The sequence below is a fragment of the Streptomyces pactum genome, assembly GCF_002005225.1.
GTDB lineage: Bacteria > Actinomycetota > Actinomycetes > Streptomycetales > Streptomycetaceae > Streptomyces > Streptomyces pactum_A.
In genome coordinates, this window is the sequence record NZ_CP019724.1 from 58,476 (window position 1) to 85,194 (window position 26,719).

The 26,719-nt window shown below is 68.0% G+C and carries 19 protein-coding genes and 1 pseudogene; 5 read left to right on the forward strand and 15 right to left on the reverse strand.

Annotated elements, in window-relative coordinates:
• Positions 1 to 227: 227 nt before the first annotated feature.
• The 3 genes from B1H29_RS00270 (at position 228) to istB (ending at position 7,937) form a co-directional block, all read left to right on the forward strand.
• On the forward strand, positions 228 to 2,981 hold the full coding sequence (locus B1H29_RS00270) for a CRISPR-associated helicase/endonuclease Cas3 (RefSeq protein ID WP_055422290.1): 2,754 nt from the start codon (positions 228 to 230) through the stop codon (positions 2,979 to 2,981).
• Positions 2,982 to 5,880: 2,899 nt separating this feature from the next.
• A complete protein-coding gene (gene istA, locus B1H29_RS00275; protein WP_055422289.1) occupies positions 5,881 to 7,131 on the forward strand; it encodes an IS21 family transposase in 1,251 nt (416 codons plus the stop codon).
• On the forward strand, positions 7,131 to 7,937 hold the full coding sequence (gene istB / locus B1H29_RS00280; RefSeq protein WP_055422288.1) for an IS21-like element helper ATPase IstB: 807 nt from the start codon (positions 7,131 to 7,133) through the stop codon (positions 7,935 to 7,937). The genes istA and istB overlap by 1 nt, the downstream gene beginning before the upstream one ends.
• Before the next feature lie 522 nt (positions 7,938 to 8,459).
• Here istB and B1H29_RS00285 read toward each other — a convergent pair.
• The 10 genes and pseudogenes from B1H29_RS00285 to B1H29_RS00320 form a co-directional block, all read right to left on the reverse strand.
• Positions 8,460 to 8,877 (reverse strand): annotated as a pseudogene (locus tag B1H29_RS00285) (restriction endonuclease); the annotation flags it as partial.
• 510 nt (positions 8,878 to 9,387) lie between these two features.
• The gene (locus B1H29_RS37855; protein WP_159027744.1) at positions 9,388 to 10,038 is read right to left on the reverse strand and encodes a hypothetical protein; all 651 of its coding nucleotides are present in this window, start codon (positions 10,036 to 10,038) and stop codon (positions 9,388 to 9,390) included.
• Positions 10,035 to 10,559, reverse strand: a complete 525-nt coding sequence (locus B1H29_RS00290) for an RNA polymerase sigma factor (RefSeq protein WP_055422287.1) — start codon at positions 10,557 to 10,559, stop codon at positions 10,035 to 10,037. The genes B1H29_RS37855 and B1H29_RS00290 overlap by 4 nt, the downstream gene beginning before the upstream one ends.
• Positions 10,556 to 10,846 carry a hypothetical protein gene (locus tag B1H29_RS00295; protein ID WP_055422286.1) on the reverse strand — a complete coding sequence of 97 codons (291 nt, stop codon included), beginning with the start codon at positions 10,844 to 10,846 and terminating at the stop codon, positions 10,556 to 10,558. The genes B1H29_RS00290 and B1H29_RS00295 overlap by 4 nt, the downstream gene beginning before the upstream one ends.
• A 307-nt stretch (positions 10,847 to 11,153) precedes the next feature.
• Positions 11,154 to 11,801 carry a helix-turn-helix domain-containing protein gene (locus B1H29_RS00300; protein WP_055422285.1) on the reverse strand — a complete coding sequence of 216 codons (648 nt, stop codon included), beginning with the start codon at positions 11,799 to 11,801 and terminating at the stop codon, positions 11,154 to 11,156.
• A gap of 11 nt (positions 11,802 to 11,812) precedes the next feature.
• Positions 11,813 to 12,091 carry a hypothetical protein gene (locus tag B1H29_RS00305; RefSeq protein WP_055422284.1) on the reverse strand — a complete coding sequence of 93 codons (279 nt, stop codon included), beginning with the start codon at positions 12,089 to 12,091 and terminating at the stop codon, positions 11,813 to 11,815.
• 437 nt (positions 12,092 to 12,528) lie between these two features.
• The gene (locus tag B1H29_RS37860) at positions 12,529 to 12,726 is read right to left on the reverse strand and encodes a hypothetical protein (RefSeq protein ID WP_159027745.1); all 198 of its coding nucleotides are present in this window, start codon (positions 12,724 to 12,726) and stop codon (positions 12,529 to 12,531) included.
• A gap of 409 nt (positions 12,727 to 13,135) precedes the next feature.
• Positions 13,136 to 13,837, reverse strand: a complete 702-nt coding sequence (locus B1H29_RS00310) for a restriction endonuclease (RefSeq protein ID WP_055422283.1) — start codon at positions 13,835 to 13,837, stop codon at positions 13,136 to 13,138.
• Entirely contained in the window at positions 13,834 to 14,019 is a 186-nt protein-coding gene (locus tag B1H29_RS00315) for a hypothetical protein (RefSeq protein WP_055422282.1), read from the reverse strand. The genes B1H29_RS00310 and B1H29_RS00315 overlap by 4 nt, the downstream gene beginning before the upstream one ends.
• Before the next feature lie 386 nt (positions 14,020 to 14,405).
• Positions 14,406 to 15,260, reverse strand: coding sequence for a VWA domain-containing protein (locus B1H29_RS00320; protein WP_234393218.1), 855 nt, complete (start codon positions 15,258 to 15,260; stop codon positions 14,406 to 14,408).
• A 327-nt stretch (positions 15,261 to 15,587) separates the two neighbouring features.
• Here B1H29_RS00320 and B1H29_RS00325 point away from each other — a divergent pair, with 327 nt between their 5' ends.
• Together B1H29_RS00325 and B1H29_RS00330 are read left to right on the forward strand one after the other, a co-directional pair.
• Positions 15,588 to 16,820: a NucA/NucB deoxyribonuclease domain-containing protein gene (locus tag B1H29_RS00325; RefSeq protein WP_234393217.1), complete on the forward strand. Its 1,233-nt coding sequence runs from the start codon at positions 15,588 to 15,590 to the stop codon at positions 16,818 to 16,820.
• A 25-nt stretch (positions 16,821 to 16,845) separates the two neighbouring features.
• Entirely contained in the window at positions 16,846 to 17,442 is a 597-nt protein-coding gene (locus B1H29_RS00330) for a hypothetical protein (protein ID WP_159027746.1), read from the forward strand.
• A 344-nt stretch (positions 17,443 to 17,786) separates the two neighbouring features.
• On the opposite strand, the gene B1H29_RS38975 is transcribed toward B1H29_RS00330, so the two are convergent.
• From B1H29_RS38975 to B1H29_RS00355, 5 genes are all read right to left on the reverse strand, one after another.
• Entirely contained in the window at positions 17,787 to 19,133 is a 1,347-nt protein-coding gene (locus tag B1H29_RS38975; RefSeq protein WP_234393216.1) for a hypothetical protein, read from the reverse strand.
• A 210-nt stretch (positions 19,134 to 19,343) separates the two neighbouring features.
• Positions 19,344 to 19,616: a hypothetical protein gene (locus B1H29_RS00340; protein WP_055422279.1), complete on the reverse strand. Its 273-nt coding sequence runs from the start codon at positions 19,614 to 19,616 to the stop codon at positions 19,344 to 19,346.
• Positions 19,616 to 19,849, reverse strand: coding sequence for a hypothetical protein (locus B1H29_RS00345; RefSeq protein ID WP_055422278.1), 234 nt, complete (start codon positions 19,847 to 19,849; stop codon positions 19,616 to 19,618). Before B1H29_RS00345 ends, B1H29_RS00340 begins: the two co-directional genes overlap by 1 nt.
• A gap of 445 nt (positions 19,850 to 20,294) precedes the next feature.
• On the reverse strand, positions 20,295 to 20,786 hold the full coding sequence (locus B1H29_RS00350; RefSeq protein WP_055422277.1) for a hypothetical protein: 492 nt from the start codon (positions 20,784 to 20,786) through the stop codon (positions 20,295 to 20,297).
• A gap of 6 nt (positions 20,787 to 20,792) precedes the next feature.
• A complete protein-coding gene (locus B1H29_RS00355) occupies positions 20,793 to 25,820 on the reverse strand; it encodes a DUF6531 domain-containing protein (RefSeq protein ID WP_159027747.1) in 5,028 nt (1,675 codons plus the stop codon).
• Between the last annotated feature and the right edge of the window lie 899 nt (positions 25,821 to 26,719).

The following is a 26,719-nucleotide window of genomic DNA, read 5'->3' on the forward strand; positions in this document are numbered from 1 at the left end:
CTCCGCGTGAGTGGAGGTGTCCCGAACCCCATCACCGGCGACAAAAACGTCTTTGCATGGGCTCCGCGTACGCGGAGATGTCCCGTTGTTGGTGCCCTGGCCGATGGTGCGGGCGATATGCGCTCCGCCTACGCGGAGGTGTCCCGCAGGACGAGATCGCCGGCTACGAGTGGATGATGCGTGCTCCGCAAACGCGGAGATTTTCTGGATCTGATTGGAGATCTCTGATGATGCGGCCCCTCATTGAGGATCGCCTGTGGGGCAAGTCCGATGGTCTGGAAGACGTGGGGCCGTACCCGGTCCTCGGCCATCTGATCGACACCGCGATGATCGCCGGACAGTTGTGGGACAACTACCTCACCGCCGGCCAGCGGGACATCATCGCGAAAGGCTGGGGCGTTACCGAGGTGCACGCTCGGCAACTGGTGATGTTCTGGGCTGGACTGCACGACCTGGGCAAGATCTGCCCGGCTTTTCAGCATCAGGACCAGAAGGCGGCGGCCGGTCTCCTCGAGGACCCCGCATACCCTGTCCCGGACGACCGCAGTTCGATCCGGCACGAGCGCGTCTCTCACCTCACCGCGCCCATGCTTCTCGCGCAGGCGGGCTACCCAACGAGCGGCCGTCCACTGCGGTCGATCGCCCACCAGATCGGGCAAATCCTCGGCGGTCACCACGGCACCTACGGCAATGCCCTGAACGCCCGCACTCTCACCGGCCCCGAGGACCAGGAGCCGCGCGTCGGGGCGGCCGGCTGGAGCGCGCAGCGGGCCGCGCATCTCCACACTGTTCATGCTCTGTGTGGCAGCCCCGAGCCGCCTGCCTTGTTCGCCCCCGGGGGCGCCTGCGTCGTAGCGACAGGATTGATCGTTCTCGCGGACTGGCTCGCCTCCCGGATCGGCTGGGTTCGCGCACGCCACTGGGAGCGCAAGCACTCCCGTGACCCTCGCGACTGGAAGACGCATGCCGAACGTGCCCAGAGGGCAGCGCCGGAGGCTCTCGCGCAGGTCCAGCTTGCCTCCGCGGTCTGGAAGCCGGCCAAGTCGTTCACCGCGATGTTCCCGTTCATCACCGACCCGTACCCTCTTCAGGCTGACCTCGCCAAGCGCCTCCCGGCGCTCGTCAACGGTCCTGGTCTGGTCGTCATCACCGCCCCCACCGGGGACGGCAAAACGGAAACGGCGTTGTTCACCGCGCACGTCCTCGGTCACGCCGCCCGCACCGAAGGCCTCGGCGTGTTCCTGCCGACCATGGCCACCACCGACGCCATGCACACCCGCATCACCGAGCACGTCGCCCAGGCCGCCAGCGTCCGCATGCCCGTCGCCCTGCTGCACTCCATGGCCTGGCTCAACGCCGACTACAACCCCGACACAGACCGCGTCCTCACCGACGCGTCAACCACCGCGGGAGAGTGGATCAAAGGGCGCCACCGCGGGCTCCTGGCCGGCGTAGCCGTCGGCACCTGGGACACCGCGGCCCTCGCCGCCCTCCCGGTCCGCTACAACGTCATGCGCTGGCTCGGCCTCACCGGCAAAACCGTTGTCATCGACGAGGCCCACGCCTACGACGCCTACGGACATCGCCTGACCGAACGCCTCCTCGAATGGCTCGGCCACACCCGGACCCCCGTGATCCTGCTGTCCGCCACCCTCACCGGCACCATCGCCACACGACTCGCAGCCGCCTACCGGACCGGGGCAGGCCACACCAGCCCCGCCACCATCGCCCCCACCTATCCCGGCTGGACCCATATCGACGCCACCACCGGCACCGTCACCACCAGCGAAACCCTCCCCACCACCCGTGCCCGCCGCCTGGCCGTCAACCTCCACCACATCCGCCACCAAGCCTCCCCCACCAACCCGGACAGCCGCCTCGCCACCCTCACCCGCACCCTCCAGCCCATGATCGACGAAGGCCGAGGCTGCGCCGCCGTCGTCTGCAACACCGTCGCCGACGCCCAGGCCACCGCCCGCCACCTGAGGACCGCATGGGCCGGCCCCACCGCCCCGCTCGTTCAACTGCTCCACGCCCGCATGCCCGCACGCCAACGCCGAGGCGTCACACGCCGCATCGAGCACTGGGCCGGAAAGCCCCGCGCCGCCCGCACCACCCCGGACGGCCACTACACCCCGGCCCGCGGCCGTCGCCCCTCCCGGCCGGTCATCGTCGTCGCCACCCAGGTCATCGAACAATCCCTCGACGTCGACTTCGACCACGTCATCAGCGACCTCGCCCCGATCGCCCTCCTCCTCCAACGCGCCGGCCGATGCCACCGCCACCCCCGCACCGACCGCCCCGCCTGGGCCCCCGCCCCGGCCATGACCGTCCTCATCCCCACCGGAAAACTCCCACCCCAGAGATGGGGCACCGTCTACAGCGAAAACCTCCTCAACCGCACCGTGACGGCCCTCCAAGGCCTCGGCGGCGGCATCTGCGCCATCCCCGAAGATGTCCAAAGCCTGGTCGACCAGGTCTACGCCGCCGACTGGACCACCACCGCCGGCACCCACGATCTCGCCACCGAACACGCCACGCGGGCCCTCGCCGACACCGCCACCATCCCCACCCCCACCCAGCTGATCCGCGACCTCCACCCGCTCACCACCATCGACGACGAGAACCTCCTCGTGACCCGACTGGGCGCAGACAGCGTCCGCGTCCTGCCCGTCTGGACCGACACCAACGGCCGCCCCTGGCTCGACCGCCAGGCACGCCACCGGCCGCTCCCCACCCACATCGACCCCCGAGACACAGCCACCATCCGCAACCTCATGGCCCACACCGTCCAAGTCGACCACCGATGGCTCCAAGGACACGGCGCCGAAACCAACACCCCCACCACCTGGCGGCACATCGGTGCCCTCCAAGACGTCCTCCTCCTGCCACAACGCGTCACCAGCACAGGAAGACGGCCGTATCGACTCAACGGCAAAACCCACCACCTGTCCCGACTCGACGGCCTCGTACGCGAGTAACATCACAAACACACTCGCACCTTGAAAAAAGAATCACGCAACACCCACGACATCGCAGGTCACGAAATACCCGCTCCGCGCACGCAGAGGTAAGCCGGCCCAACCGGTCTGGTTGATGTCCCACCGGTAGTCCTCTCCGCTCGAGCGGAGGTGAGCCGGTGCCGCCGTCGGTGGTGACCCAGCCGAGGCAGTCCTCTCCGCGCGAGCGGAAGTGAGCCGTTGCAGCCGGTGGCGTCCAGCTCGACGACCCACCCCTCTCCGCGCGAGCGGAGATGAGCCGCCAGCGTCGCTCATGTGGACTCCGTCCGTGCCGTCCTCTCCGCGCGAGCAGAGGTGAGCCGACCGTCGTTTTCTCCCACCTGGCACACCGGATGTCCTCTCCGGGCGTGCGAGCGGAGGTAAGCCGGTCGGAACCGTCTCCCGTACCGGCGGAGAGAAGTCCTTTCCGCGCGAGCGGAGGTGCGCCGGGTCACTCGGCGTCTGTGGGTACGGTCCTCTCCGCACGAGCGGAGGTGAACCGACGTTCACGGCGAGCTCCACCGCCAGGCCGACGTCCTCCCCGTGCGAGCGGAGGTGATCCGAAATCGACCAGCGTATCTACGACCTCCGCCACGAGTCCTCTCCGCGCGAATGGAGGAGAACCGGCCTCGCGGCGGCCGCGGATCCCTCATGGGGACCCTCTCCGCGCGAGCGGAGGTGAGCTGGTGACCAGGCGCACGCAGACCGGCATACTCGGGTCCTCTCCGCGTGAGCGGAGATGAGCCGCAGACCTGTCACCCCAGAGCGCAGGTCGAAGGGGCCCTCTCCGCTCGGCGGAGGTGAGCCGTCGAGTGGGTCGATCGCCACCAGGCGGCCGAAGTCCTCTCCGCACGAGCGGAGTGAGCCGACGCAGGACGGGAAGACGCCCGCGCTGGAGCTGTCCTCTCCGCGCGAGCGGAGGTGAGCCAGTCCGCCGGCCGACGCTCCCCGGCGAGATGATGTCCTCTCCGCTCGCGCGGAGGTGAGCCGGCATCCACGTCGGTGGACGGTACGCCCAGTTCGTCCTGTCCACGCGAGCGGAGGACGAAGCGCCCTCTCCGCGCCAGCGGAGGTGAGTCGCTCCTGGAACTTCCGCTCCCATTCCGTGGAGCGTCCTCTCCGCGCGAGCAGAGGTGGGCCGGACATCAGCGCCTGTCTGGGGGTGCGTAGGGAGTCCTCTCCGCTCCAGCGGAGGTGAGCCGTTCTGCGTCGCCTCGGGGTACGCGTCGTCGGTGCCCTCTCCGCGCGAGCGGAGGTGAGTCGTGATAGACGGTCTTGCCGGCGGCGTCCGGGTAGCACTCTCCGCACGGGCGGAGGTGAGCCGTACAGCGCGCGGACGGAGACGATAGCGTTCACGTCCTCTCCGCGCGAGCGAAGATGGTTCGTGGCGCTGCGTCAGGCCGGCCTCCAGATGGTCCTCTCTTCGCAAAGCGGAGGTGAGCCGTGCCCAGTCGTCGTGGTCGAGCTGCACGGCGTGTCCTCTCCGCGCCCACGGAGGTGAGCCGTACCTGGTCAGTGAGCTGGAGCAGATCCTCCTGTCCTATCCGCGCGAGCGGAGGTGAGCCGTAGAAGGGAGGCCCGGGGGAAGGGCACTGGTGCCGTTCTCTCCGCCCGAGCGGAGGCGTCCTCTCCGCGCCAGCGGAGGTGAGCCGAACGCGAACGGCGCGCTGAGTTCTGACCAGGTGCCCTCTCCGCGCGAGCGGAGGTGAGCCGTTCGCCCGCCCGGTGCCGACGATGGTCCCGGCGCCCTCTCCGCACAAGCAGAGGTGAACCGTCGTGGACGTTGCCGTCCTCGTCGATGCCGGTGTCCTCTCCGCACGAGCGGAGGTGAGGCTCAGCCGTCGCAGAAGGAGACGTCGTGGTCACTGTCCTCTCCGCGCAAGCGAAGGTAAGCCAACGTATCCGTTCTCGAGACCGGGGATCTGATTGTCCTCTCCGCGCGAGCGGGGGTGAGCCGGGCATGGACGTCTACCCGGTCACCGTGGTGTCGTCCTCTCCGCGCGAGCGGAGGTGAGCCGTTCTGCCGCCCGTCAGGTGAGCCGGTCAGCCGGTCCTCTCTGCGCGAGCGGAAGTGAGCCGTGGGACAGGCTGCCGACGGACACGGTCCGGTAGTCCTCTCCGCGGGAGCGGAGGTGAGCCGGTCACCATCGGCCAGGGCACGGATTTCGATTTGTCCTCTCCGCGTAAGCGGAGGTGAGCCGTGCCACAGGACCTCCAGGTCCGCGCGAGCGGAGGTGAGCCGGATTACACGGTCGAAGCCGTGGGCATCGGCGGGTCCTCTCCGCCCGAGCGGAGGCGAGCCGGATCCCGATTCGGGTTTCGTGGTGACGTCCGGGTCCTCTCCGCGCGAGCGGAGGTAAGCCGGACAGCACAGCGCTGATAGCTTGCTTGATCGCGTCCTCTCCGGGCGAGCGGAGGTGAACCGGTCGGCGACGGTTCGACGTACCGGTGGTGGCTGTCCTCTCCGCGCGAGCGGAGGTGAGCCGGAGGTCTGCCCATGGCAGGCAACTCTCGGCCGGTCCTCTCCGTGCGAGCGGAGGTGAGCCGTCCGCCAGGAGCAGCAGCCGCTCGATCGCCGAGTCCTCTCCGCGCGAGCGGAGGTGAACCGGCGGTCTGGGACTCCGTCCTGGGCGACATCATGTCCTATCCGTGCGAGCGGAGGTGAGCCGTTCTGCCGCCCGTCAGGTGAGCCGGTCAGCCGGTCCTCTCCGCGCGAGCGGAAGTGAGCCGCCGGTGGGGTGGGCGGTGTGGCCGCATCACACGTCCTCTCCGCGTAAGCGGAGGTGAGCTGTCGGCGACGGCTGAAAAGTGGACCAGTAGCGGCGCTTGAAAGTTGACCCTCTCCAGGGGTCTGGCTCGTTGAGTCAGGCCGGGAGGAGTGGTGATCAGCGTGGAGGACTGGGCGGAGATCCGCCGGCTTCACCGGGCCGAGCAGATGCCGGTTCGGGCGATCGCAAGAAAGCTGGGGATCGCGAGGAACACTGTCCGCAGGGCGATCGCGGACGACGCGCCGCCGAAGTACCAGCGGGCTCCGAAGGGCTCGATCGTGGACGCGGTCGAGCCGCAGATCCGTGAACTTCTCGAGCAGTGGCCTGAGATGCCGGCGACGGTGATCGCCGAGCGGATCGGCTGGGACCGTGGTCTGACCGTGCTCAAGGACCGGGTCCGGGACCTGCGGCCGGCCTATCGGCCTGCGGATCCGGCCTCGCGGACGGTCTATGAGCCGGGCGAGATCGGCCAGTGCGACCTGTGGTTCCCGCCGGCCGACATCCCGCTCGGCTTCGGCCAGGTCGGGCGGCCGCCGGTGCTGGTCATGGTCGCGGGCTACTCGCGGTGGATCACCGCCCGGATGCTGCCCTCCAGGTCAGCGGCCGACCTGATCGCCGGGCACTGGCGGCTGCTGACCGAGCTGGGCGCCGTCCCACGGGTGCTGGTCTGGGACAACGAGGGAGCCGTCGGTTCCTGGAGGCCCGGCGGTCCTCAGCTGACCGATGAATTCGCCGCGTTCGCCGGACTGCTGGGCGTCAAGTTCCTGCTCTGCAAGCCGCGGGATCCGGAAGCCAAGGGCCTGGTCGAGCGGGCCAACGGCTATCTCGAGACGTCGTTTCTGCCCGGGCGGGTATTCACTTCGCCGGCCGACTTCAACATCCAGCTCGCCGACTGGCTGACCAGGGCCAACCGGCGCATCCACCGCACCTTGCAGGCCCGCCCGGCGGACCGGCTGGAAGCCGACCGCTCGCGGATGCTGGCCCTGCCGCCGATCGCCCCGCCGGGCTGGTGGAAGGCATCGCTGCGGCTGCCGAGGGACCACTATGTCCGCCTGGACACCTGTGACTACTCGGTGCATCCGCTGGCTGTTGGCCGCCGCGTCCAGGTCGCCGCCGACCTGGACCAGGTCCTGGTGACCTGCGACGGCGTCGAGGTCGCCCGCCATGCCCGCAGCTGGGCCCGCCACCAGACCATCACCGACCCGGACCACGCTGCGGCTGCCGCAGCCGCCCGCAAGGCGGCCGCCGGCACGAAACCGGCGCCGGTGGACGTGACGGAGGTCGAGGAGCGGTCGCTGGAGGCCTACGACCGGATCTTCGGCGTCATCGACGGCGGGCTGAGCACGGGCGAAGGGGCAGCGTGATGAGCATGAAGAACGGCACGAACCAGGCCAGGACCAGCCGCGACGTCGGTTCTGAACTGATTTATCTGACCAAGGCGCTGAAGGCTCCGGCCCTGCGGGATGCGGCAGCCCGGCTCGCCGAGCGGGCCCGCGACGAGGGCTGGAGCCACGAGGAGTATCTGGCCGCCTGCCTGCAGCGGGAGGTCGCCGCCCGCGACTCCCACGGCGCCGAGGGACGCATCCGGGCGGCCCGTTTTCCCTCTCGCAAGTCGCTGGAGGACTTCGACTTCGACCACCAGCGGTCCGTGAAACGCGAGGTCATTGCTCATCTGGGGACGTTGGACTTCGTCGCCGGAAAGGAGAATGTGATCTTCCTTGGGCCGCCCGGCACCGGCAAGACCCACCTCGCCACCGGGCTCGGCATCCGGGCCTGCCAGGCCGGCCACCGGGTCGCCTTCGGCACCGCCGCCCAGTGGGTCACCCGCCTCGCCGAAGCCCATCAAGCAGGGCGTCTGAGCGATGAGTTGACCCGGCTGGGACGGATCCCGTTGATCGTGGTCGACGAAGTGGGTTACATCCCTTTCGAGCCCGAGGCGGCGAACCTGTTCTTCCAGTTCATCTCGGGCCGCTACGAACGCGCCTCGGTGATCGTGACCAGCAACAAGCCCTTCGGGCGCTGGGGCGAGGTCTTCGGCGACGACACCGTCGCCGCCGCGATGATCGACCGACTCGTCCACCACGCCGAGGTCATCTCGCTGAAGGGCGACAGCTATCGCATGCGCGGCCGCGACCTCGGACGGGTTCCCGCCGCCAACACCGGGGAATGACCAACATCAACTGACGCAGCGGGGGGTCATTTTTCACCCGCCGGAATCGGCTCACATTTCAAGCGTCGCCGACAGTGAGCCGGGGCCTGACGAGGCTCTGGAGTGCAAGGACGTGCCCTCTCCGTGCAAGCGGAGGTGAGCCGCAAGACGAAGTCGCGGGCTCCGAGTGGACGATGTCCTCTCCGCGCTAGCGGAGGTGAGCCGTGGTGGAAGTGCCCTGTGATCAGGATGTCGGCGTCCTCTCCGCGCGAGCGGAGGTGAGCCGGAGTCGGAGCGCTTCAGTGTGAGGGTGCAGGGTCCTCTCCGCGCGAGCAGAGGTGAGCCGAAGCACACCCGCTTCCGCGGTGGTGCTTCGGCGTAGGCGCCCATGTCGCTCCTCAGTTCGGTGTCCTCCCCGTCCGCAGGGCTGTTGGGTCACCCCCGGCAATCATGAGCAGGACATCCATCCCGCAGCTACTGCAGCTGAGCTGCGGCGCCCGGCGTGCAAGATTGCCCGCAGCCCAGGCCGACCAGACCCTGCCCTCAGCTGGTGGGCGATGCGCGGCGCGGCGGTGGAACTGCCCGCAGCAGTTCCCAGAGCGGCCGTGAGCCGGACGCCCATACGGCAAGTGTCTGGCGGTCGACCACGTGGAGCCGCTGTTGCTTGGCGAAGGTCACGGCCGGGCCGGTCACGCGGCCGTTGGTGACAATGACTGCGACGTCCGCGCCGTGCACCTGCCGGGCCGTTCCGTTGAGTACCTGCAGGTCAGGTGTGCCCACCGGTGAGCCTTGAGCGCCGTTGCGGCGGTGCTTGCACTGGAACACGCTTGAACGGGTCTGTGGCCTTGACGTCCGCGCCCAGGTCGCCGCGGCCGCCGACCCGCTGGGCACCTTGGCAGCCGTCGCGCTGCATCAGGTCCCGTATAGCGTCCTCGAACCGAGCGTGGTGCAGCGCATCCAGCCCCCAACACAGCCGCGACGAAACCCTCCGCCACCTCACCCCCGACCAATACCTCCCCTACGCCCTCAACACCTACCGCGTCCTCCTCACCCGCGGCACCCACACCACCCACATCCACACCACCCACCCCGAAACCCAGCACTTCCTCGCGAGCCTCATCCCTTCACAACCACCAACCGACCAGCCATAGAAACGAAGAGGCGCCCCGCCGCGAGGCACCTGCCAAGTTAGCGATCGCTTCACTGGGTCAAGCCAGGAGCCTCGACCGGAAGGGGCGACAAGGACGTCAGGTGATCATGCAACAGGACTGAGTTCTCCGCAGCTGGAGCAGTGACGGCATGGCCGGTACGTAAAACGACTCACGCGGAGGTCGTCTGGGGAAAGAAACAACGGCGGCCGCCCTGTTCGGGCGGCCGCCGCGTCAACGAGTCGTCTGGCCTTTGATGGTGAAGGCCTTACGCGAGGTGGTCTACAGAGACTCTCCTGTCTGAGGGCGCGAAGCGCTGATGGTCAGCATCGCGGTCCGTCGGTGGTGTGGTCCAGGTGGGCAAGGAAGCTTTCGATCTCGCGTACCAGGGCTTGGGTTCCCTCGACCAGGTCGAGTCCGGTTTCCCCAGGCTCGGGCTCGACCTGGTCAGTGGTGGCGCGTGGATCGATGGATGGGCATGCGAGGTCGCTTACGAGTGACGTGAACGACCTGGCAGTAAGGTACTCCCCTTCTTTCCATTCGCGGCATGCCGGTAGGTCTTCTTCACTCTCGGCATGAAGGATTTCAAGGTAATCTTGTGCGTCTTTGTCTCCCCTGCGCGCCGCTCTGACCCACCATTCCAACGCCATGGTTTCCCTGTCGAGAAGTTCCAGAATTTCTGCGATGCGACGCGTTTGCCGTGGCGTTGCAGAGTCGTGGATTTCCTTTTTCATCAGGGTGCACAGTTCTCGGATTGCTTGAGTTCTGTGGTGTCCGTCTGCGTCTGGATTCGGGCAGGGGGCGGGGGCCGGGGGCCAGCCGGCAGGCTGGCCCCCCTCCGCCTGGACAGGGTCCTCGCCGATCCGAGGACCCTTGGAAACGGCCTGCTCAGATGCTTCGAGCAGCAGCCACAGGGCGAGGAGCCGGATGGGCCCGTGCTCCTCGGACGGCTGGCGCCACGATGGCTGGTTCATGCGGATACCTCCTCGCTGGACTCGTGGATTGACTTCTTCAGGTTGTTGGCGGCGGCTTTGACATAGCGCTTCACCGACTCCTCCTTGATGCGGAGGCGCTTCGCAACCACTGCGGGGCTCAAATCCTGCAGAATGCACAGGGTGATGACCTGGCGCTGACGTTCGGGAAGTTCGGCAATCAGTTCATCGATACCCTCTTTGAAGATTTCGTAAGCGGCGTCGGGGATGCCGATGCCGGATTCCTGTTCGGGCAGTTCCTGTACCGGGGCCGGGACCATGCGCCGGTTCTTGCGGAATTGGCTGATGACGGCGTTCTTCACCGCCATGCGGCCGTAGGCGGTGAGAGAGCCCTGCCTCGTGGACAGTTCCTCCCACCGCCGGTACATGTTCAGGTAGACGTCCTGCACGGCGTCCTCGGCGCTGTGCAGGTCGCCGGCCTGGGCCCGGGCCAGTCGGGAGTACGCCTCGAGGGTCTCGAGGACGAAGGACTCGAAGTCCACTCCCCAGACGGCCTCGCTCACGCAGCCTCCCGCATGGTGATGGCCCGGTGCCGGTCGGCCGGGTCGGCTGCGTCCTTGCGGAACAGCCAGGCCGGCTGTCCCTGCTCGAAGCGGGCGGCGGCGCCGCCGTCGGGCAGGGACTGGGCCATCGCGACCATGGTGGCGCGCTGTTCGCGCTCCGCCCGGGTGGCGATGTGTGCCTTCAGGAGCATTTCCATGACGCCGCGGGCGCGGCGCAGTGCGTAGAAGAGCAGGATGAGCACGGGCAGGGATACCCCGCCCGCTCCTACCCAGTACGACCAAGTCATCGACCAGGCCTCCTCGTAGTGACGGTCTCGTTGACGAAGGCCGAGAGCCTTCATCCCTTACACGCCGCAGAGGGGCCGGATCCGGATGCCTGGGAGCAAGATTTTTTTACAACTGCCGCTCCACTCACGCCTGTCACAGTGTTCATGCAGGTCACACGGGTGTGGTGCACAGTGGCGGGCGGAAAACTCGTGATAGCCACGCGGCCCCGCGCCCCCAGGGCCGGCAGAGAGCTGGGGGCGCGGGGGTCGGGAGCGGGCTCTGAGTGCGGGGTGGGCTCGGATCCGTACTGATGGGGTGGGTGCGGGTTCAGACCGAGGTGGCGAGAGCCGCGGCGGGCTGGAGTTCCCTGTGCCTGGGGGCGGGCGGGCTCTCGTCTGGGCCGGCCAGGCACTTGTACAGCGCCTCCACCCAGAGGTGACGGCGCTCTTCGGGTGCTTCACACGCGAGAAGGAAACCGAGGAGTTGGTGCTCGGTTCGCGGTACGGCGCGGGCCCTGATGATGCGGTGCGCGGTGCTGTGGGGCAGGGCGTTGAAGCCGCCGGCCCGTCGCTCCATCTCTGCGGCCGAGGGGAAGCCGGCATAGGCGTGAAGGTCGCGCAGGGCTCCGCTGAGGTCTCTGAAGTCACGTACGTAGTCGGGGCGCGGCTCGTCGTAGGCGCGGCCGGGGCGCTCCTCGTCGTGGCGGGCGCGTTTCCACAGGCGGACGGCGACGTCAGTGCACAGGTCGCGGTCATGCCCTGGGGTGGTGCAGGCCTGGACGTAGTCCTCCACAACCGTGCGTCGTGGCACTCCCTTGCCTGATGCGGCTCGTTTCAGGGTGGCGGGCGAGGACACTGTCCGCTGGGCGAGCTCGGCGAAGCTGAGGCCTGTTCGGGCGTGGATATCGCGCAGGTACTTGGCGAGCTGTGCCTGTGCGTAGAGGCTGAAGTCCAGCGGCTTTTGAGGGCGGGCCATGGCCGTGTTCCTCAGCGTTCGCCGGAGGAGGCGCGGTAGGCCTGGATGAGGCGGGCCAGGCGCCGTCCGGGCCGGGTGGGCAGCACGACACCGGCGACGGCCGCGGTGCCGATGGCGCCGGCACCGCACAGCAGGAGGAGGATGTCCTGGACCTGCTGGCCGTTGAGGGCCAGCACGGCGGCGGTGACGACGAAGGCGATGATGACGGCTGCGTGTGACATGCCGAAGGGTGCGGTATGGGTGTCGGCAGAGCGCCGGGGCGTTGCGGTGGTGGCGGGGTCCTTGGCCATGAGGGCACGGCTCCTTGTGCGAGGCGCCCGGCGGCCTGGCCGCCGGGCGGTTGCTACGGCTCCAACTTGTCTGGACCGCAGAGCGGTTGGCGACGCCCGACAAGGTCCGTGCTGTCGACTTTGCCAGGCCAAGGACGGTCTGCGGGGTCCCGCACAGGCGGGGGCCAGAGGTAGGCCCAACTGCATCCCTCAACAGTGAGGAACCCTGCACGCTCGTCTCCCCGGGCCGCTTCCGGTGCCCTCGACGTCACGGTGTCTGTGCCCGGTCTGCCGCATCCTTCCTGCTCACAGGTCTGACGCACGAACGGGTGGGGTGGACGCCTGCATACGGGCACGGACGGCGGCACGCGCGGTCTGCGCCCGCCTCCTTTGGCCCCAGCACCGCACACGGACACGCGCCCGACCTGCACCGATGAGGCCGCCCACCGGCGTCCTCACTACAGTGCGGCACCGTTTCCCGGGCGCAGAGGGCCGTTGACCTGCACATATTCCGCACCGGTGATCACTTCGTGGTGGGTTGGCTCATTGGCATCCATGGCCTTGACCAGGCACAACGTCGTCGGCGCTGGATAAATCGCCTGCAAATTGCGACGGTTGAAATGCAACTCGGCCCGCAATTGGCTGAGGCACTGCACGGCAGATCGCTACGGCTCCCACCAGCTGTCGCCGGCAGAACACCGCAGGCTCGTGTTGGCGCAGGACCTGCACCAGAGCCGGCTCCCTTCTCCGAGGGCGTCGGCTCTGCCGCTCACCAGGGCATACGAAGGAGGGGCACGCGTGGAGAGCACCACAACAGCTGGCCGGCCACTGGTCGCCACGCAGCCCTCTACCCCCCTCCGCATCGGCCAGTGGGGGCCGTCCATCTCAGGCACGTCGTCCCAGATCTTGACCCTGTCCAGCCTTGCCCCCCCCCACCGCCCTTCCTGCACGCGCCCGTCCCCAGCACCCGCCGCGCAGCCGGCCCCCTGCCCGGCCGGCACCCGCCACGCGAGGGACGACCTCCCGAACCAGACAGCCGCAGGCCTGGCCCCGGCGTCCGGTGATTCAGCTCAGCGACGTCGGACGGCGCGGGGGCGGCACTGCGCGCAGGAGCTCCCACAGGGGGCGGGATCCGGATGCCCAGGCGGCCAGGGTCTGGCGGTCGACGACGTGCAGCCGCTGTTGCTTGGCGAAGGTGACCGCCGGGCCGGTCACCCGTCCGTTGGTGACGATCACGGCGACGTCGGCGCCGTGGACCTGGCGGGCTGTTCCGTTGAGGACCTGGAGGTCGGGTGTGCCGACCGGTGAGCCGTGGGCGCCGTTGCGGCGGTGCTTGCACTGGATCACCCAGCGCCGCCCGTAGGGGTCGGTGGCTTTCACGTCGGCGCCGAGGTCGCCGCGGCCGCCGACTCGCTGGGCGTCGTGGCAGCCGTCGCGCTGCATCAGGTCCCGTATGGCGTCCTCGAACCGGGCGTGGTGCAGTGCGTCCAGCTGGGGCAGTCCGTAGCGCAGTCCCTGCGCCCGTACCGCCTCCCACTGAGCCTGCTGCTGTCGGTTGTAGAGCCAGCCGGCGCCCGCGAGGACGGCGAGCACCAGGACGACGACGAGGACCCACCAGTGGGTCAGCAGCCAGTTGACGACCATCACCACCAACGTGATGCCGGCCGCAGCTGCCGCGGCGTAGAGGAGTAGCTGGGCGTCGCGTTGCTGCTGCCGTCGGCTGGGCCGCCGGTTGCGCCGCCGCGTGGGCGGCCGCCGGCGGGTCACCGCTGCCACCGGATCGGGTACGAGACGGTCGGGCGGGGCTGTGGCGCCCGCGCGGCGGGGGCGTGGTCGAACCGGATCGGGTACTGCACCGTCGACTTCGGCTGTGGGGTCCCGTCCTCCCCGGCGGAGACGTTGCTGTTGCCCAGCCCGACCACGGCCAAGGCCACTGCCCCGAAGATCATCGTTTCCCGTTTGGCGCCCGGAGCCCACCGCGCATGCGCGCGAACCCGTGTCCCGTCAGAACGCACGTACGACCGCACTAAAGGCATGCAAGCCTCCCCCTCGTAGCAACTCCCCGCACACCAGGTCATGCTGACAGCAAGCACTGACAACGCGTCAGCACATCAGCACCCCGGGTGATCAAGAAAGGGGAGATCAGGCCAGGTCAGGGAAGATGTGAGGCACGTGGCGCGGAGGCGTGCGGGGCGTCGCTCAGGCGCCGGTCACGCGTGCTAGCCGGCGGTCCAGTGCAGTGCGGCGCGCGCCGCCTCGGTCCGCTCGGCTCGTTCAACGGACGTCAGCAGCATCTGCCAGCCGTCGCCAGGCATGGACCGGGGAAGTGCCGGGCTCAGTGCCCCGCCTTCGGCTTCACGAGCGCATCCAGGTAGCGAAGGAGTCGACCAAGCCCGTGTAGAACCGTTCGCCGGGAACCGAGCCGGGGGTTCTTACTGGCGTCGTAGAAGGCGACGTTGGTGAAGGTGGCCGAGGCGGAGGCGTTGAGGTTCTTGTAGAAGGCGAGCTTGCCGCGGCCGAAGCCGACGAAGAGCCAGAAGATGCCCAGGGAAGCAGTGTTCTGGAGCATGGAGCGGACCTCTGCTTTGTCCCAGGGCTCGTCGCCGACCTGGGTCACCACGAAGGCTGGATCGGCGGCTCCGGATTCCTGGTAGTGGCTGACGGCGCGGCGCATCGCGTCGGCGACGTTGCCCCAGCCCCAGTCGACCTGGGTGTGGAGCTGCCCGATGCGGCCGCGGTAGTTGTCCACCCGGATCTCCTCGAGGAACGGCTCGCGTCCGCTGGAGAAGATGACGGGTACGGTGCCGTCGTCGTCGAGGTTGGCCGACAGGGCCAGGACGCGTTCGGCGAAGGCCTGGACGGCGAACGACTCGTAGAGCTCTTCCATGTGCCAGTCGTGGTCCAGGATCAGGTAGACGGCGGCGTGCCGCCCTGTAAGGCCGCGGTTGGCGAGGGCTTGGCTGGCCTGGCGGGCGGGTGCCAGCAGGCCTGGGGCCTGTCGTTCCAGTTTCGTCAGGTCGACCGAAGCGGCGCGTGGGCCTGTCGTACGCGTCTGCGCGGGCAGCGGTGGGGCCGTGGGCTCAGGGGCGACGTCGACGCCATAGTCGGTTGCGAGTCCCGCGAGGCCGCTGGCGTAGCCCTGTCCCACGGCCCGGATCTTCCAGCCGTTCTGGCGCTGGTAGGGCTCCACGGATCAGGGCGGTGTCGGCAGGCAAGGGGCCGGTGCGGGCATGGGAGCCGACGCGGAGAAGCTCAGCTAATGGCACACGGACAACGGGGATCGGCTGAAGACCGTACCCTTCAGGACAATGTGTGTACATGCCATTGTTGCCGGTGATCTTGCAGCTTAGTGTCGCGGAAGTCCGCCGTACCGATTCATGTGAGTCGGTATCAGGTCGATCATTCGCGAAAGGACACGATGAGATCCGTAGTACGCACAGCAGCGGTTGCTCTGGCCGTTGGGTTGCTGCCCACGCCGGCGTTAGCCGCCGAAGAAACACCCCGCCCCCCAGCGCTCGTGTACAACGCTGAGCGCGCGAGCGCACCCACCCTGCCCGAGCCCGCCCCCCAATCGGCCCCGTCAATGAAGCGATCGAATGCCCTCGCTAACAGCTGTGACAAGCTGCAAACGAAGATCGACGCCGGCCAGCTGAGGGCCGAAGATGAAAAGCCCGAGGCAGCCTGCATCGAACCAGGCAGTGCTAGTGCGATCACGGATCGCCGCATGTCGAGGCTGGCCGCCCGGACCCCCGCGGCCATGCCCGACTACTGTTACGACCTCGCCACCGGAAACGGTGCCTGGTACTACACACGCAAGGACGCATGCGCCATCTCAGTGTGGACCCTCAAAGTCACCGACATCCGCACCGGCCGACAGACCGGCCAACTCGAGTACCTTCAGGCCGACCTGATATACACCAGCCACGACTCGCCCTACTGGGCTCACCAGGTAGTGATTGACAAGACCGGCGGCTGGGGCAACATCAGCGGCACCACTGTCAGTGGTAGCGGCTCCTGTGCCGGCAGCTGCACGCTCGCCGCAGGCGACATAGACTTCCCTGTCCAGACGATCACCACGGCGGGTACGACCTACGGGGACATCCTGCCGAAGAGCGGCCGTGTGCTGGGTAACAGCGGCAAAGGCCGCACTACGGTGAGCTACCGCTTGGCGAACACATCCTGGACTTTGCAGCCATCAGGCGTCACCTCGACGCCCACCTTCGACGTGCGCTGCGACAGCGCCACCCCCGGGACCACAGACATCGGTTGCGTGATTCCGGACTACGAAGCTGTCGACGTCGTCAGCCTCACCGGTCCCAATCCGGAATACGCCCGCCACGTTCAAGCAGCCCAGGCGTCCGGTCTGCCCGGCGCCTACCCGGACGGTGCACCGCTCCACCGGCTGACCGACTCGGCCCTTCGAGACAAGAACGGCAACACGGCCTGCCCGCAGGCAGCCAGCGGCGGCTACCCGCGCCCGGCGGACTACAGCTGCGACGAATACCCCTTCCGCTCCACCTGGCAGGGGGCATTCACTGGGTCGCTTCCTCAACCCGCCCCCAATCCGGGCCGCACGTTCAACTGGTGCCAGATCAGCGCGCTGCCTCAGAACGTCACTGGACCCGACGGCTGGAGCGCGTGCATGATCCGGGCAAAACAGAACAGCAGCGCGGGCAGTCTGCTGAACCGCTTCTACATCGAGAACCGGGTCATCGAGCGGGATGCTTTCCGCGTATGGATCGTCGCATGAGGAGGCAGCGCCTACGATGCCGGCCATGAGTGAACCCGTAGCGAAGGCGTCCGGTCAGGTACAGGTGGAGTACCACGCCTTCCACCTGGCGGACGCAGGGCAGTACACGCAGCCTGCTTTCCACCCGGAAAACGGACTGATCTTCTCCAAGCCTGGGCTCGCCGTCGTCCTCGCGGGCGTAAACAGCGGCCCCGTCGACGTGACCGTGGAGATCTACCGCGGCGCCGTCCCACTTCCCGACCCTGCCGAGATGTGGGACGAGGTGGTGGACCACAGCATCGAATCCCTCACGGGTGACATGAGAGTCACCGCCATGATGGATTCCCTCCCCGAACTGCCAGTGCTGACACCGTTCGGGCCCGGTCCTTACCGCGCCCGCGTTCACGCCCGCGGCCGTGACCGAGCGCACGACGCCCACGTCACAGACCCCGTGGAGGTATTCCTCCTCCAGGTATGGCCGGGGCAACGCCAGCCCGACCTGATCCACCGGCACACCGACCGCTACGGGCAATCCATGAGGCGATCCGCACAAAACCAGCCGCAACAAGTCGCCCCACCTGAACCAGCCGAGGAAGACTGGAGACGGGCGGCCAATGAGAGGCTGCGCCGACACGGAACCTGACCAAAAGGGCGGGGCCACCCTCGGCTCCGCCTTCGTTCGATACCGCCGCTGACCACGACCGGTGCCGTCCAGTGAGCAGAACAGCGCATCGCCGCCACCGACGTCACTCACTCGCGGGGCTGCCCGCCACGAGAACCACACACTGGCAGCCCGCCCGGCACGACACGACACGACCAGTCTCGATCCCACCGTTCGCTAGCTCCCGCGCAGCAGCCTGCGAGTCGATATCAACAGACCACGAGCGGAATCAGCCGGTGGTCCACGACGCGCGGAGGCCCCGCCGGCCTCAGTGAGCGACGGTAGTCGGCCATTCTGAGGACACGGCCGTGCGAGCAGAGGCGGCTCTACTGCCCGCGGTTCCGTACGAGCTGGCGCAGGCGCGCTTCGACCTCGTACCGGTTGAGGCGCTTGGTGCGAGCGTACTGCGTCACCGCGCCCTGCGCGGCTTCCGCGGCCTGGCGCCACACCTGGCGTTGAAGGTCCCGCTCGTGGGGATTGTCGAGCTGCTGGAGCTTTCGGTGGGCGGCGTCGGCGGCCTGTTGCAGCGTGACCAGTTCGGTGGGCAGTCCCGTCGTGCTCTCGGCCGCCTGCGGGATCTGGTCTTCGCACGGTCCGAGGGCTGAGGGCGCGGTCTCGGGCGGCGGTGCGGCAGCCTGCAACGGCAGTGCGGCCAAGAGGGGACGGGCCAGCGGAAGGCCGGCCGGAGCGGGCGGGTCCTGCACGGTGAGCGGTGCGGCGGCCGGCTGGCAGGTGGGCCGGTTGCGGCTGGCACCGCTCGCGGGAGTTGCCTCGCGCTCAAGCGGCAGACGGGTGTCGTCGCTGTTGAGGTCGTCCAGGCGGTCGCGGTCGGCGCTGGTCACCCAGTAGCGGTGCACGGTGCTTCCCGCGCGGAAGTGGATGGGCACGATGGTGCCGGCGGCGGTCTGGCGGACCATGTCGTCGAAGAAGACGTCGCGGGGCTTGGGCGTGGCGTGGGCCTTGCCGCAACGCCGGATGCCGTGGGGGCAGGGGTAGAGGGCGCTGGTGTCGCAGTGCCAGAAGTCGAGGGCGCGGAAGCCGGAGACGATGCGCAGGTCGCCGTTGCGGGCGATGAGGTGGGCGGGGAGGCGGTCGCTGCGGGTCCAGTGGGTGTCGTTGCGCTGGGCGTAGGCGGCGCGGTCGGTGTGCCAGGCCGGGGTGATGCCGTTCTTGGCGGCCTTGCCGGCGCGGGCGCGGACGCCGCGCAGGCCGCGCTCGTCGATGGTGGAGAGCTGGACTTCCCAACCGATGCGGCGGCCGTCGGCTCCTTCGACGAGGGTGTCGGTCTGGATCCAGGTACGGCCCACGCGGGTGCGGACCTCACTGTCGCCGCCGAAGCCGCCCTCGTGCGCGGCGCGCAGGATGCGTTCCTGGTAGGCCTTGTGCTCGTCGCTCATCGGGACGCTGTGGCGCTCTTCGTCCTCGCGGCGTTCGTGGACGGCCTCGCGTCGGCCGCCGCGCATCCGCAGATGCATGGGCGCCTCGACTCCCAGGTCGCGGCACACTCCCCCGCACTGCAGGTCCCGCTGGCTGACCGGCACGCCCCGGCGCCCGTAGAAGCGGTCCGCCGTGTAGATCAGGTCCCACAGCCCGGGGAACTCCGGATGGTCCAAGTCGTCCCGGGTCAGGTCCAGGAGAATCCGGAAGTTCTTGTGCCAGACGACATTTGCCAACACACACCGCCTTCACCGTCGCAGGTCGTTGCATCGACGGTACGACCAGGCACTGACAATGCGGCAGGAGCCGGATCAGCCATAACAAAACCCGACAAGCAGATGCGTGCGTCAGGCGCTGCGCCGTCCGCGCGGACCGGCGTCTGGCCAGCGGTGCCGGGGGATGGCTGCAGCCGCCGGGGCCCGGACTGCTCCCCAGGGTGTGGCGCGTCAGACCTCGACGTACGCGACGACGACCACGGTGCGCAGGGCCGTGACCCAGTACAGGACGCGTACGCGTTCTACCTCGTCGGTGTACTGGCGCAGCTGAGGGCTGGAGGAGTCGCCGGGCAGTGTCTCGCCGATGTCGGGGTCGACGGAGACGACGACCAGGGCGCGGTCCAGGGCGTGGAGGTCTGCCTCGCTGGTGATGGTCTCCAGTTGCTTGGCGGCGGCGTCGGAGAAGGCGATCCGGGCGCGGCGTGGGCCGTGCTGTCGGGTCATCAGGCGATGGCAGGGCGCTGGCGGGTGAGCCGGGCGAGGTGGGTCTCGCGGAGTTCCTCCCACGGCGTGCAGTTGTCCACCGGGGGCAGGCCGTTGGCGGCGATGTCTTCGAGGACGGCGGCGAGCTGGTCGGCGTTCTCGCGGGTCTTGGCCGCGTAGGCGCGGACCGCGTCGGCGGCCGCGGGCTCCAGCTGCTGCCGAGCCGTGTCCGTGGTGGCCGGCTGTTCGCTCATCGAGGACTCCAGGGCGCGTGACTGGCGTGTCTCACCACGGTATCGCCGGGCGCAAGGGGCAGGGGCCACTCCGCCCAAAGCCGTTTCCGGGTCCACCGCATGGCCTGCTGGCGGCGCTGGATCCTCGTACGGCTCACGCTGTTCCATGGCCTGAAGACCGACAAGCAGGGAAGTGACCCGATCCAGGAGTCGGGTCACTGTGTGCCCCAGTCCGCCGGCATTTTTGACGTCGTCGTCCCACCCAGCGGGGCTGGCGTAGAGCGTCGTCCTGACGTGCAGAGAGGCGCCGCCTGTGCTCGAACAGCACAGGCGGCGCCTCATCGAGGGCCGTTGAACGGTCAACTGGAGACGATCACCAGGGTGTAGCGGCTTGAGGACCGCTTCGGATGGGGAGACCGACTCCCCATCTCCCGCTCCCTCAGCGCGCCCGAAATCTTAGGATTCGTCACCCGAGGCCGCACACAGCCCGCAGTTCGGCCATACGGTCGAGGCCGAGTCGCACTTCGAACTCAACCAGACCTCCCGTTTCCGAGAATCCGAATACCGCTTCCTCGTCACCGACTGATCGTGACGTCCGCTCCTGCCTGAACCGGACGCGCAGCCCGTCCGAGTGAAGGTGGACTCCGCTCACCGAGTCGTCTTGAGTGGACTCATCGTACGACAGCAGTGGAATACCAGATTCCACGGTGCCGGTAACGAGCAGCGGGGTATCGCTGCTTTCCAAGCGGCCCATGTCGACCAGTACGAGTTCCACCACCTCACCGCTGTCGCGGTCCGTCTTGACTTCGACCAAGGACGCCCCCACGTCGAGGACGACGGTCTGCGGCGTCTGCCGAAGGCGTGCGTATCCTGGCCACTGAATGGTCAGAGGGACGTACTCGTCGATCTCAACGGTGTGTCCTCCATGCGGTCGAGCGCCGTGGATCGTGAACGACACCGGCCCTCACCCAAGCCTTCGTGCATGCTTCAGCACTGGGTTCTCCGTCAGATTTCTGGGTTTGGCGATGATCAGTTCCCAACCGTGACTCAACACCCTCTGACCGTACTGGACCCCCTGCAGGGTGGCTGCATCGACCGCTCGGGTGAGGCCGAACAGCATCTCCTCGGTCTTGAAGCTCTTGGAGAAGCCGTTGTGCATGATCTCCTCGGCAATGTGCTTCGTTGCGTTGGGGTGCACCCAGATCTGGCGGCCGCTTGAGGTGAGCAGATTGAAGGACTTGGGCAGCACGGTTCCGGCATAGACGGGCTGAGTCGCCACGATCCGCGTCCATACGGAAGCAGTGGCATGCTCGATCCCCTCCGCAGCCAGATGCCGGCTTCCCGAGGTGGGGAAGGGCGCCAACAGCAGGCTGCCGAACAGTCCGACGTTATATGCCGGCGGGCAGACTATTTGGGCTCCGGTGAGATGGCTGAAACTGCCGAGGGTGACGCCGTCGAGGAAGCCGAGGCTCGCCTGTCCAGTGACCTCGATGGCTTCGTTGGTGACCTTGTCGGAGAGTTCCTTGGCGGACTGGGCCGCGGGTGGGAGGGTTGCGGTTTCGCGGTCTTCCTTCTCACAGTCGCTGTCCCACCAGTTGCCTGAGAACAGGTCCTTCAGTTGCGTAGTGACACTGCACATGCCGCTAGGGTCGACGCGGCTGGTCGGCATGTTCTCCACGTAGGCGTAAGGCTGCGTGAAGGGCGTATCCGGGTCGGGTGTGTACGGGTCGGGGCGGGTGAAGCGACCGGTGATGGTGTCGTACTGGCGGGCGCGGAGGTCGAGGTACCCGGTTGTGGGGTCCTGGTAGGCGCCGGTGTAGGACGGTGCGATAGTGCTTCCGGTCCCGGTGCTCAGCTCCCGGTTGCCGAAGGGGTCATAGGCCATGCTGTGGTCGACTGTGCCGGTGCTGTCGGTGACGTCCAAGGGCGAGCCCAGGGTGTCGTGAGTGTAGGAGAGTACGTCTCCGTTGCTGGCCTTCACGGCGGCGACCTGACCGAGCGGGTCGTAACGGTGGGACTTTACCGTTGTCAGGCCGGTGGTCTCAGTGGCGAGAAGGGGCAGCGGGGCGTTGGGGTCCCACGTGAGGCTCTTGGGGAGACTGCCTCCGATGCCTACTAGGTTGCCTTCGGAGTCGTGGCGGAAGGTTTGGCGTAGGCCGTCGTCCTTGGTGACTTCTGAGATTTGGCCGGCCAGGTCGTAGGTGTAGGTGTTGGCTCCGGCCTTGGTCTGGTTGCCCTCGTCGTCGTAGTCGTAGTTGGTGGTGGTGGAGCCTGTGGTGGACGAGGTGAGTTGGTGGGCGTCGTCGTAGGTGTAGCTGGTGGCCGTCGTCCCCAGTGTCGACGTGAGGCGGTTGCCCGCCTTGTCGTAGGTGTAGCTGGTGGTGCGGGAGGCGGCGCAGCCGCTGACCTGCGGTTGCGGGGCGCAGCCGGCGGTGATACGCCCGGCCTTGTCGTAGGTCAGGTCGTAGCCGCCTGCGGCGACCCCTGCCCGGGTGGTGTCGATGCGGGTGGGCTGGCCGGCGGGGGAGAGGGCGAGCGCGGTCTTGGTGACCACCGCTCCCGCCTTCGTGGCGTTGACGGACGTCAGTCGCGCCGCGGCGTCGTAGGTCCGTTCCTCGACCAGAGTGTTGGGCAACGTGGTACGGGTGAGGTTCGCTTCGGCGTCGTAGGTGTATTTGGTGGTGGTGGAGTCGGCGGCCATGGTGGCGGTGCGGCCGTCGGCGTCGTAGGTGTAGGTGATGGTGGTGCCGTCGGCGTACTTGCGGGTCAGCATCTGGCCTGCGGCGTCGTAGGTGTAGGCGAAGCCGCGGGTCTTGGTGAGGCGTCCGGCCTTGTCGTAGACGAAGTCCTCGGAGAGGGCTGCGTTCTCACGCAGGGTCATCTGTCCGGCGGCGTCGTACTGGTAGGTGACGTCTGGCGTGGTGTCGGAGTAGTCCACCTTGGTCAGCAGGCCGCGTGCGTCCCAGTTCTGGGTGGTGGTGCCCCGGGGCGTGGTCTTGGTGGTGAGGTTGCCGTCCGCGTCGTAGGCGTAGGAGGTCTTGCGGTCGAGCGGGTCGGTGACGGAGGTAAGTCGCTGTGCTGGGTCGTATCCGTAGGTGGTGACGTGCCCTGTCGGGTCGGTGCGCCGGATGCGGTTGCCGGCCTTGTCGTAGGCGTAGGCCGTCTTGCCGGCGTCGGGTGCGGTGACCGAGGTCAGGCGGCCGAGGGCGTCGTATCCGTAGGCGGTGGTGCGCTGGGCTGGATCGGTGACGGACGTGACGTTCCCGGAAGCGTCGTAGCTTCTCTTTGCGACGTTGCCCAGCGGGTCGGTCAGGCTGACTGGTTTGCCTGCGGCGTCGTAGTCGGTGGTCCAGGTGTATTTCGCTGGGGTGGCGCCGGAGGCGTTTCCGCGGGCGCTGACCATCCGTATCTGACGGTCGTCATCGTCGTAGGCGTAGGTGGTCTTGTGGCCGAGCGGCGTGGTGACGGACGTGCGGTTGCCGGCGACGTCGTACCCGTAGGTGGTGACTTTGCCCAGCGGGTCGGTCACGGTCGCGAGGAGGTCGGCGGCCGTGTAGGTGTACTTGGTGACCTTGCCTAGCGGGTCGGTGACCTGGGTGACGTTGCCGTTGCCGTCGTAGGCTGTGGTCGTGGTGCGGCCCAGCGGGTCGGTGACCTTGGTGGGCCGGTTGAGGGCGTCGTAGACGGTGCTGGTCACCGCGCCCGTCGGGGCGACGGTCTTGGTGAGGTTGCCGGCGCGGTCGTAGGCGTACGTGGTCGTGTACTTCGTCCGGTCCGCGCCGGAGGCGTTGCCGTTGGGCGGGGTAACTGAGACGAGGCGGCCTGCCTTGTCGTAGCTGTACGTCGTCTTCCCGCCCGCCGCGTCGGTCTCGGCGGTGACGTTGCCGTTCGCGTCGTAGGCCGTGGTTTCGACGGAGCCGTCGGGAGCGGTTACCGAGGTGACGCGGTTGAACTTGTCGTAGCCGAAGGTGGTGACATTACCGGCCGCGTCGGTCGCCTTGGTTTGGTTGCCGTTCGCGTCGTAGTCGTAGGTGGTGGCGTTCCCGGCTGGGGCCGTGGTCTTCGCCAGCCGCCCGGCGGTGTCATAGGCGTACGTGGTGGTGTACTTAGCCGCGTCCGCGCCGGAGACGTTGCCGCGCGGGTCGGTGTTGGTGAGCAGGCGCCCTGCCGCGTCGTAGGTATAGGTGGTCTTGGCGCCGGACGGCGAGGTGCGCGAGGTCAGGTTGCCGTTGTCGTCGTAGCCGAGCGAGGTGACCTTGCCTCGGGGAGAGGTGGTCGTGGCCACCTGCCCCAGGGTGTTGTACGTGAAGGAGGTCTTGCCCACCGGGCCGACGATGGAGGTCAGCCGCCGCGTCGTGTCGTAGTTGTACGTCGTCTTGGCGCCTCGCCCGTCCGTGTGGGTCGAGACGTTGCGGGCGGAGTCGTACGTCCATGACTCGGTTACGCCTGCGCTGGTGCGGCTCAGCAGGCCACCGGCGGAGTCGTAGGTCATGGTCGTGCGCCGTCCCGCCGGGTCGGTTACGGCCGTCAGGCGCAGCTTCGTGTCGTACTGGTACGACGTGACGTTGCCGAGCGGGTCGATGCGGTTGCGCAGCACGCTGCCGTGGTAGACGTCGGTCCAGATGCCGCCGGCCGGATCCTGGTAGTCGGTCTCCAGCGTCGCTCGGGAGAACGTGGCCTTCTTGCCGTCGGCGTCGGTGTGCTCGGTGACGCGGCCGCTGCTGTCGTACTTGGCCTGCATCGTCGTGCGGCCGGCCGGGTCCGTGACGCGGGCGAGCAAGTCGTCGGCGTCATAGGCGTAGACAGTGGTTCCGCCGTCGGTTCCCTTCACGGAGGTGAGGAGTCCGTCGGTGTAGCCGTAGTCGACGCTCTGGCCGCCGGGGAGCTCGACTGCTTCCAGCAGGTGGGTGGCCGGATCGACGGTCAGTTTCACCACTCGGCCGCCGGCGTCCTTTACCGACGCCAGGTCTGTGCCCGAGTACGTGAAGGTCAGGCCGACTCCGCTGGCGTCCCGCCATCCGGTGAGCCGGCCGGTGCCGTTGAAGGTGAGCTTTTCCCGTGTGCCGCTGGTCAGTGTGAACCCGCTGCTCGCCGAGCCGGTCAGGGTTGCGGTGACGCCGAGCGAGGAGGCCGTGTAGGCACCAGAGGTGGCGTTCTTGGTGAAGGTGATGCGTGCACCGCTGTCGGCGGAGTAGACCACCTTGGTGTCCGACACCTGGAGGCGTACGTCGTAGGCGAAGGACCAGCCCTTGCCCAGGACGCCGGATGACGTGTTGTTGGACGAGTACGTTCGCCGCAGCGCGAACGGGACCCCAGGAGCGTACAGCTGGGCGTCGACGGCGGCTTCTGTCTGGGCGCCGGTGGCGGTGTTGACCGGGTCGCCGATGTAGCCCTGGAAGGGCAGTCGGCCGGTGGTGTCCAGGCAACCGCACCCGTACGTCTCCGCGAGGGGGACGGACACCGGCCGGCCCTGGGCCTCGATGTTCGGGCCCTTTGCTTCGGCGCTCCAGCCGGTGGCGCAGCCCTTGCCCAGGGGGTCGGAGTGCGTTCCCCGGTCGGCCGAGACGGCGATCTTGTAGTAGTACTCGACGCCCTGGGTCAGGATCGTCGGGTCGGAGACGCCCCAGTTGAACGTCTTTCCGGAGTAGTCGGTCGAGCCGTCCGGGTCCGAGTCGCACCACTGCTTGATCAGCTTGTTGTCCGACGCCCGGTAGAGGGCCTTGTAGATCGACTCGGTACCGACCGGGGTGTCGAACTTGGTGTTGCCCCACTCCACATCGAAGCCGAACCACTTATGCGGGGCGACCCGCAGATTCGTCGGAGGGCTCAAAGCCGCAGCTGCGGCGGGCGCTCGGTCCTGCTTGGCACCCTTGGCGTCGGGTGCTGCGGCGTCGCTTTCGAGCGTCCTGTTGCCCGGGAGGCTGATGCTCGCACCCGGCTCCTTAGGCTCGCGCAGGTCGGCGACTTGGGCGCGTCTTTCTTTGAGCGTCATGGGGCGCTCAGGTTTCAGCGGCTTCGCGGATCTACCCGCGGGCACCTCCTTCACCACGCCGGCCCGGCCTGCTGCGGCAGCCACGCCCCCCACTGTCACGACGCTCCCGCCCAGCAACGCCAGGAGCGTCGAGAAAATTGCCAACAATCGTGCGGTACGCACCGTTTCTCCTCCCCTGCCTTCACACCGAAGACACAAGATCCACAAAGAGGAGACACGTATCACGCGTATGCATGTGCACGCCAACGATCGTGTGACGGATGTCCGTAAATGAATAAGCAGAGGGGTGAGCACCCCGCACCGCAAGAGGACTCCGACCGACAGCAGCGCTCGACGCAATAATGCTGCTGATACGGCCAATGCCCATGAAGACCACAGCCCGAACAGAGGCGCGGCCACCCGAACTGTGGTCGCCTCTTCGCCCGCTGGGCAGTCCGGGGAGAACGGCTCAAACTCATCGCCGAGGCAAGCAGGGCAGAAGCCTGCCCGCCTGCGAAGCGTTGGGTGCGGTCTGACAGCGCGCAATGTTTGCGGTACCCCGTTGAGCTCCGATTTCGGCGGGCCCGTGCACTGCGAATCGCACCCACTACGACGGGAGACTGTGGAGGCGTTCTCGGAGGCCGAGAACATCGGCACCTGCCGTTTCCGGGCCGCTGGACGGCGTCCTGGAGACGGCAGGGGGAACCAGGGCGGGGGTCCGGGCCGTGCGCAGCGGGGGGGGGCATGCGGTCGCTGTCGTCTTGGCCGAGTTTCGGACGGCCGGCGGGTACCGGCGCGCGCGGCATCGCCGCACGGCTCGCGCGCGAGTACGGCGGCGTGGCAGCGAACACGCGCCTGGCCGCGCGCCATGGCAGAGGTTCGCACCCAGTACGAGCGCGAGGAGGCCGCTGCGGGTAGGT

Bases quoted from the DNA above. Each gene is read 5' to 3' on its own strand.
- B1H29_RS00270 (WP_055422290.1), top strand. From the start codon at position 228: ATGATGCGGCCCCTCATTGAGGATCGCCTGTGGGGCAAGTCCGATGGT.
- istB (WP_055422288.1), top strand. From the start codon at position 7,131: ATGAGCATGAAGAACGGCACGAACCAGGCCAGGACCAGCCGCGACGTC.
- B1H29_RS37855 (WP_159027744.1), bottom strand. From the start codon at position 10,038: ATGAACCAGCCATCGTGGCGCCAGCCGTCCGAGGAGCACGGGCCCATC.
- B1H29_RS00295 (WP_055422286.1), bottom strand. From the start codon at position 10,846: ATGACTTGGTCGTACTGGGTAGGAGCGGGCGGGGTATCCCTGCCCGTG.
- B1H29_RS00300 (WP_055422285.1), bottom strand. From the start codon at position 11,801: ATGGCCCGCCCTCAAAAGCCGCTGGACTTCAGCCTCTACGCACAGGCA.
- B1H29_RS00305 (WP_055422284.1), bottom strand. From the start codon at position 12,091: ATGGCCAAGGACCCCGCCACCACCGCAACGCCCCGGCGCTCTGCCGAC.
- B1H29_RS00315 (WP_055422282.1), bottom strand. From the start codon at position 14,019: ATGATCTTCGGGGCAGTGGCCTTGGCCGTGGTCGGGCTGGGCAACAGC.
- B1H29_RS00330 (WP_159027746.1), top strand. From the start codon at position 16,846: ATGAGTGAACCCGTAGCGAAGGCGTCCGGTCAGGTACAGGTGGAGTAC.
- B1H29_RS00340 (WP_055422279.1), bottom strand. From the start codon at position 19,616: ATGACCCGACAGCACGGCCCACGCCGCGCCCGGATCGCCTTCTCCGAC.
- B1H29_RS00345 (WP_055422278.1), bottom strand. From the start codon at position 19,849: ATGAGCGAACAGCCGGCCACCACGGACACGGCTCGGCAGCAGCTGGAG.
- B1H29_RS00355 (WP_159027747.1), bottom strand. From the start codon at position 25,820: ATGACGCTCAAAGAAAGACGCGCCCAAGTCGCCGACCTGCGCGAGCCT.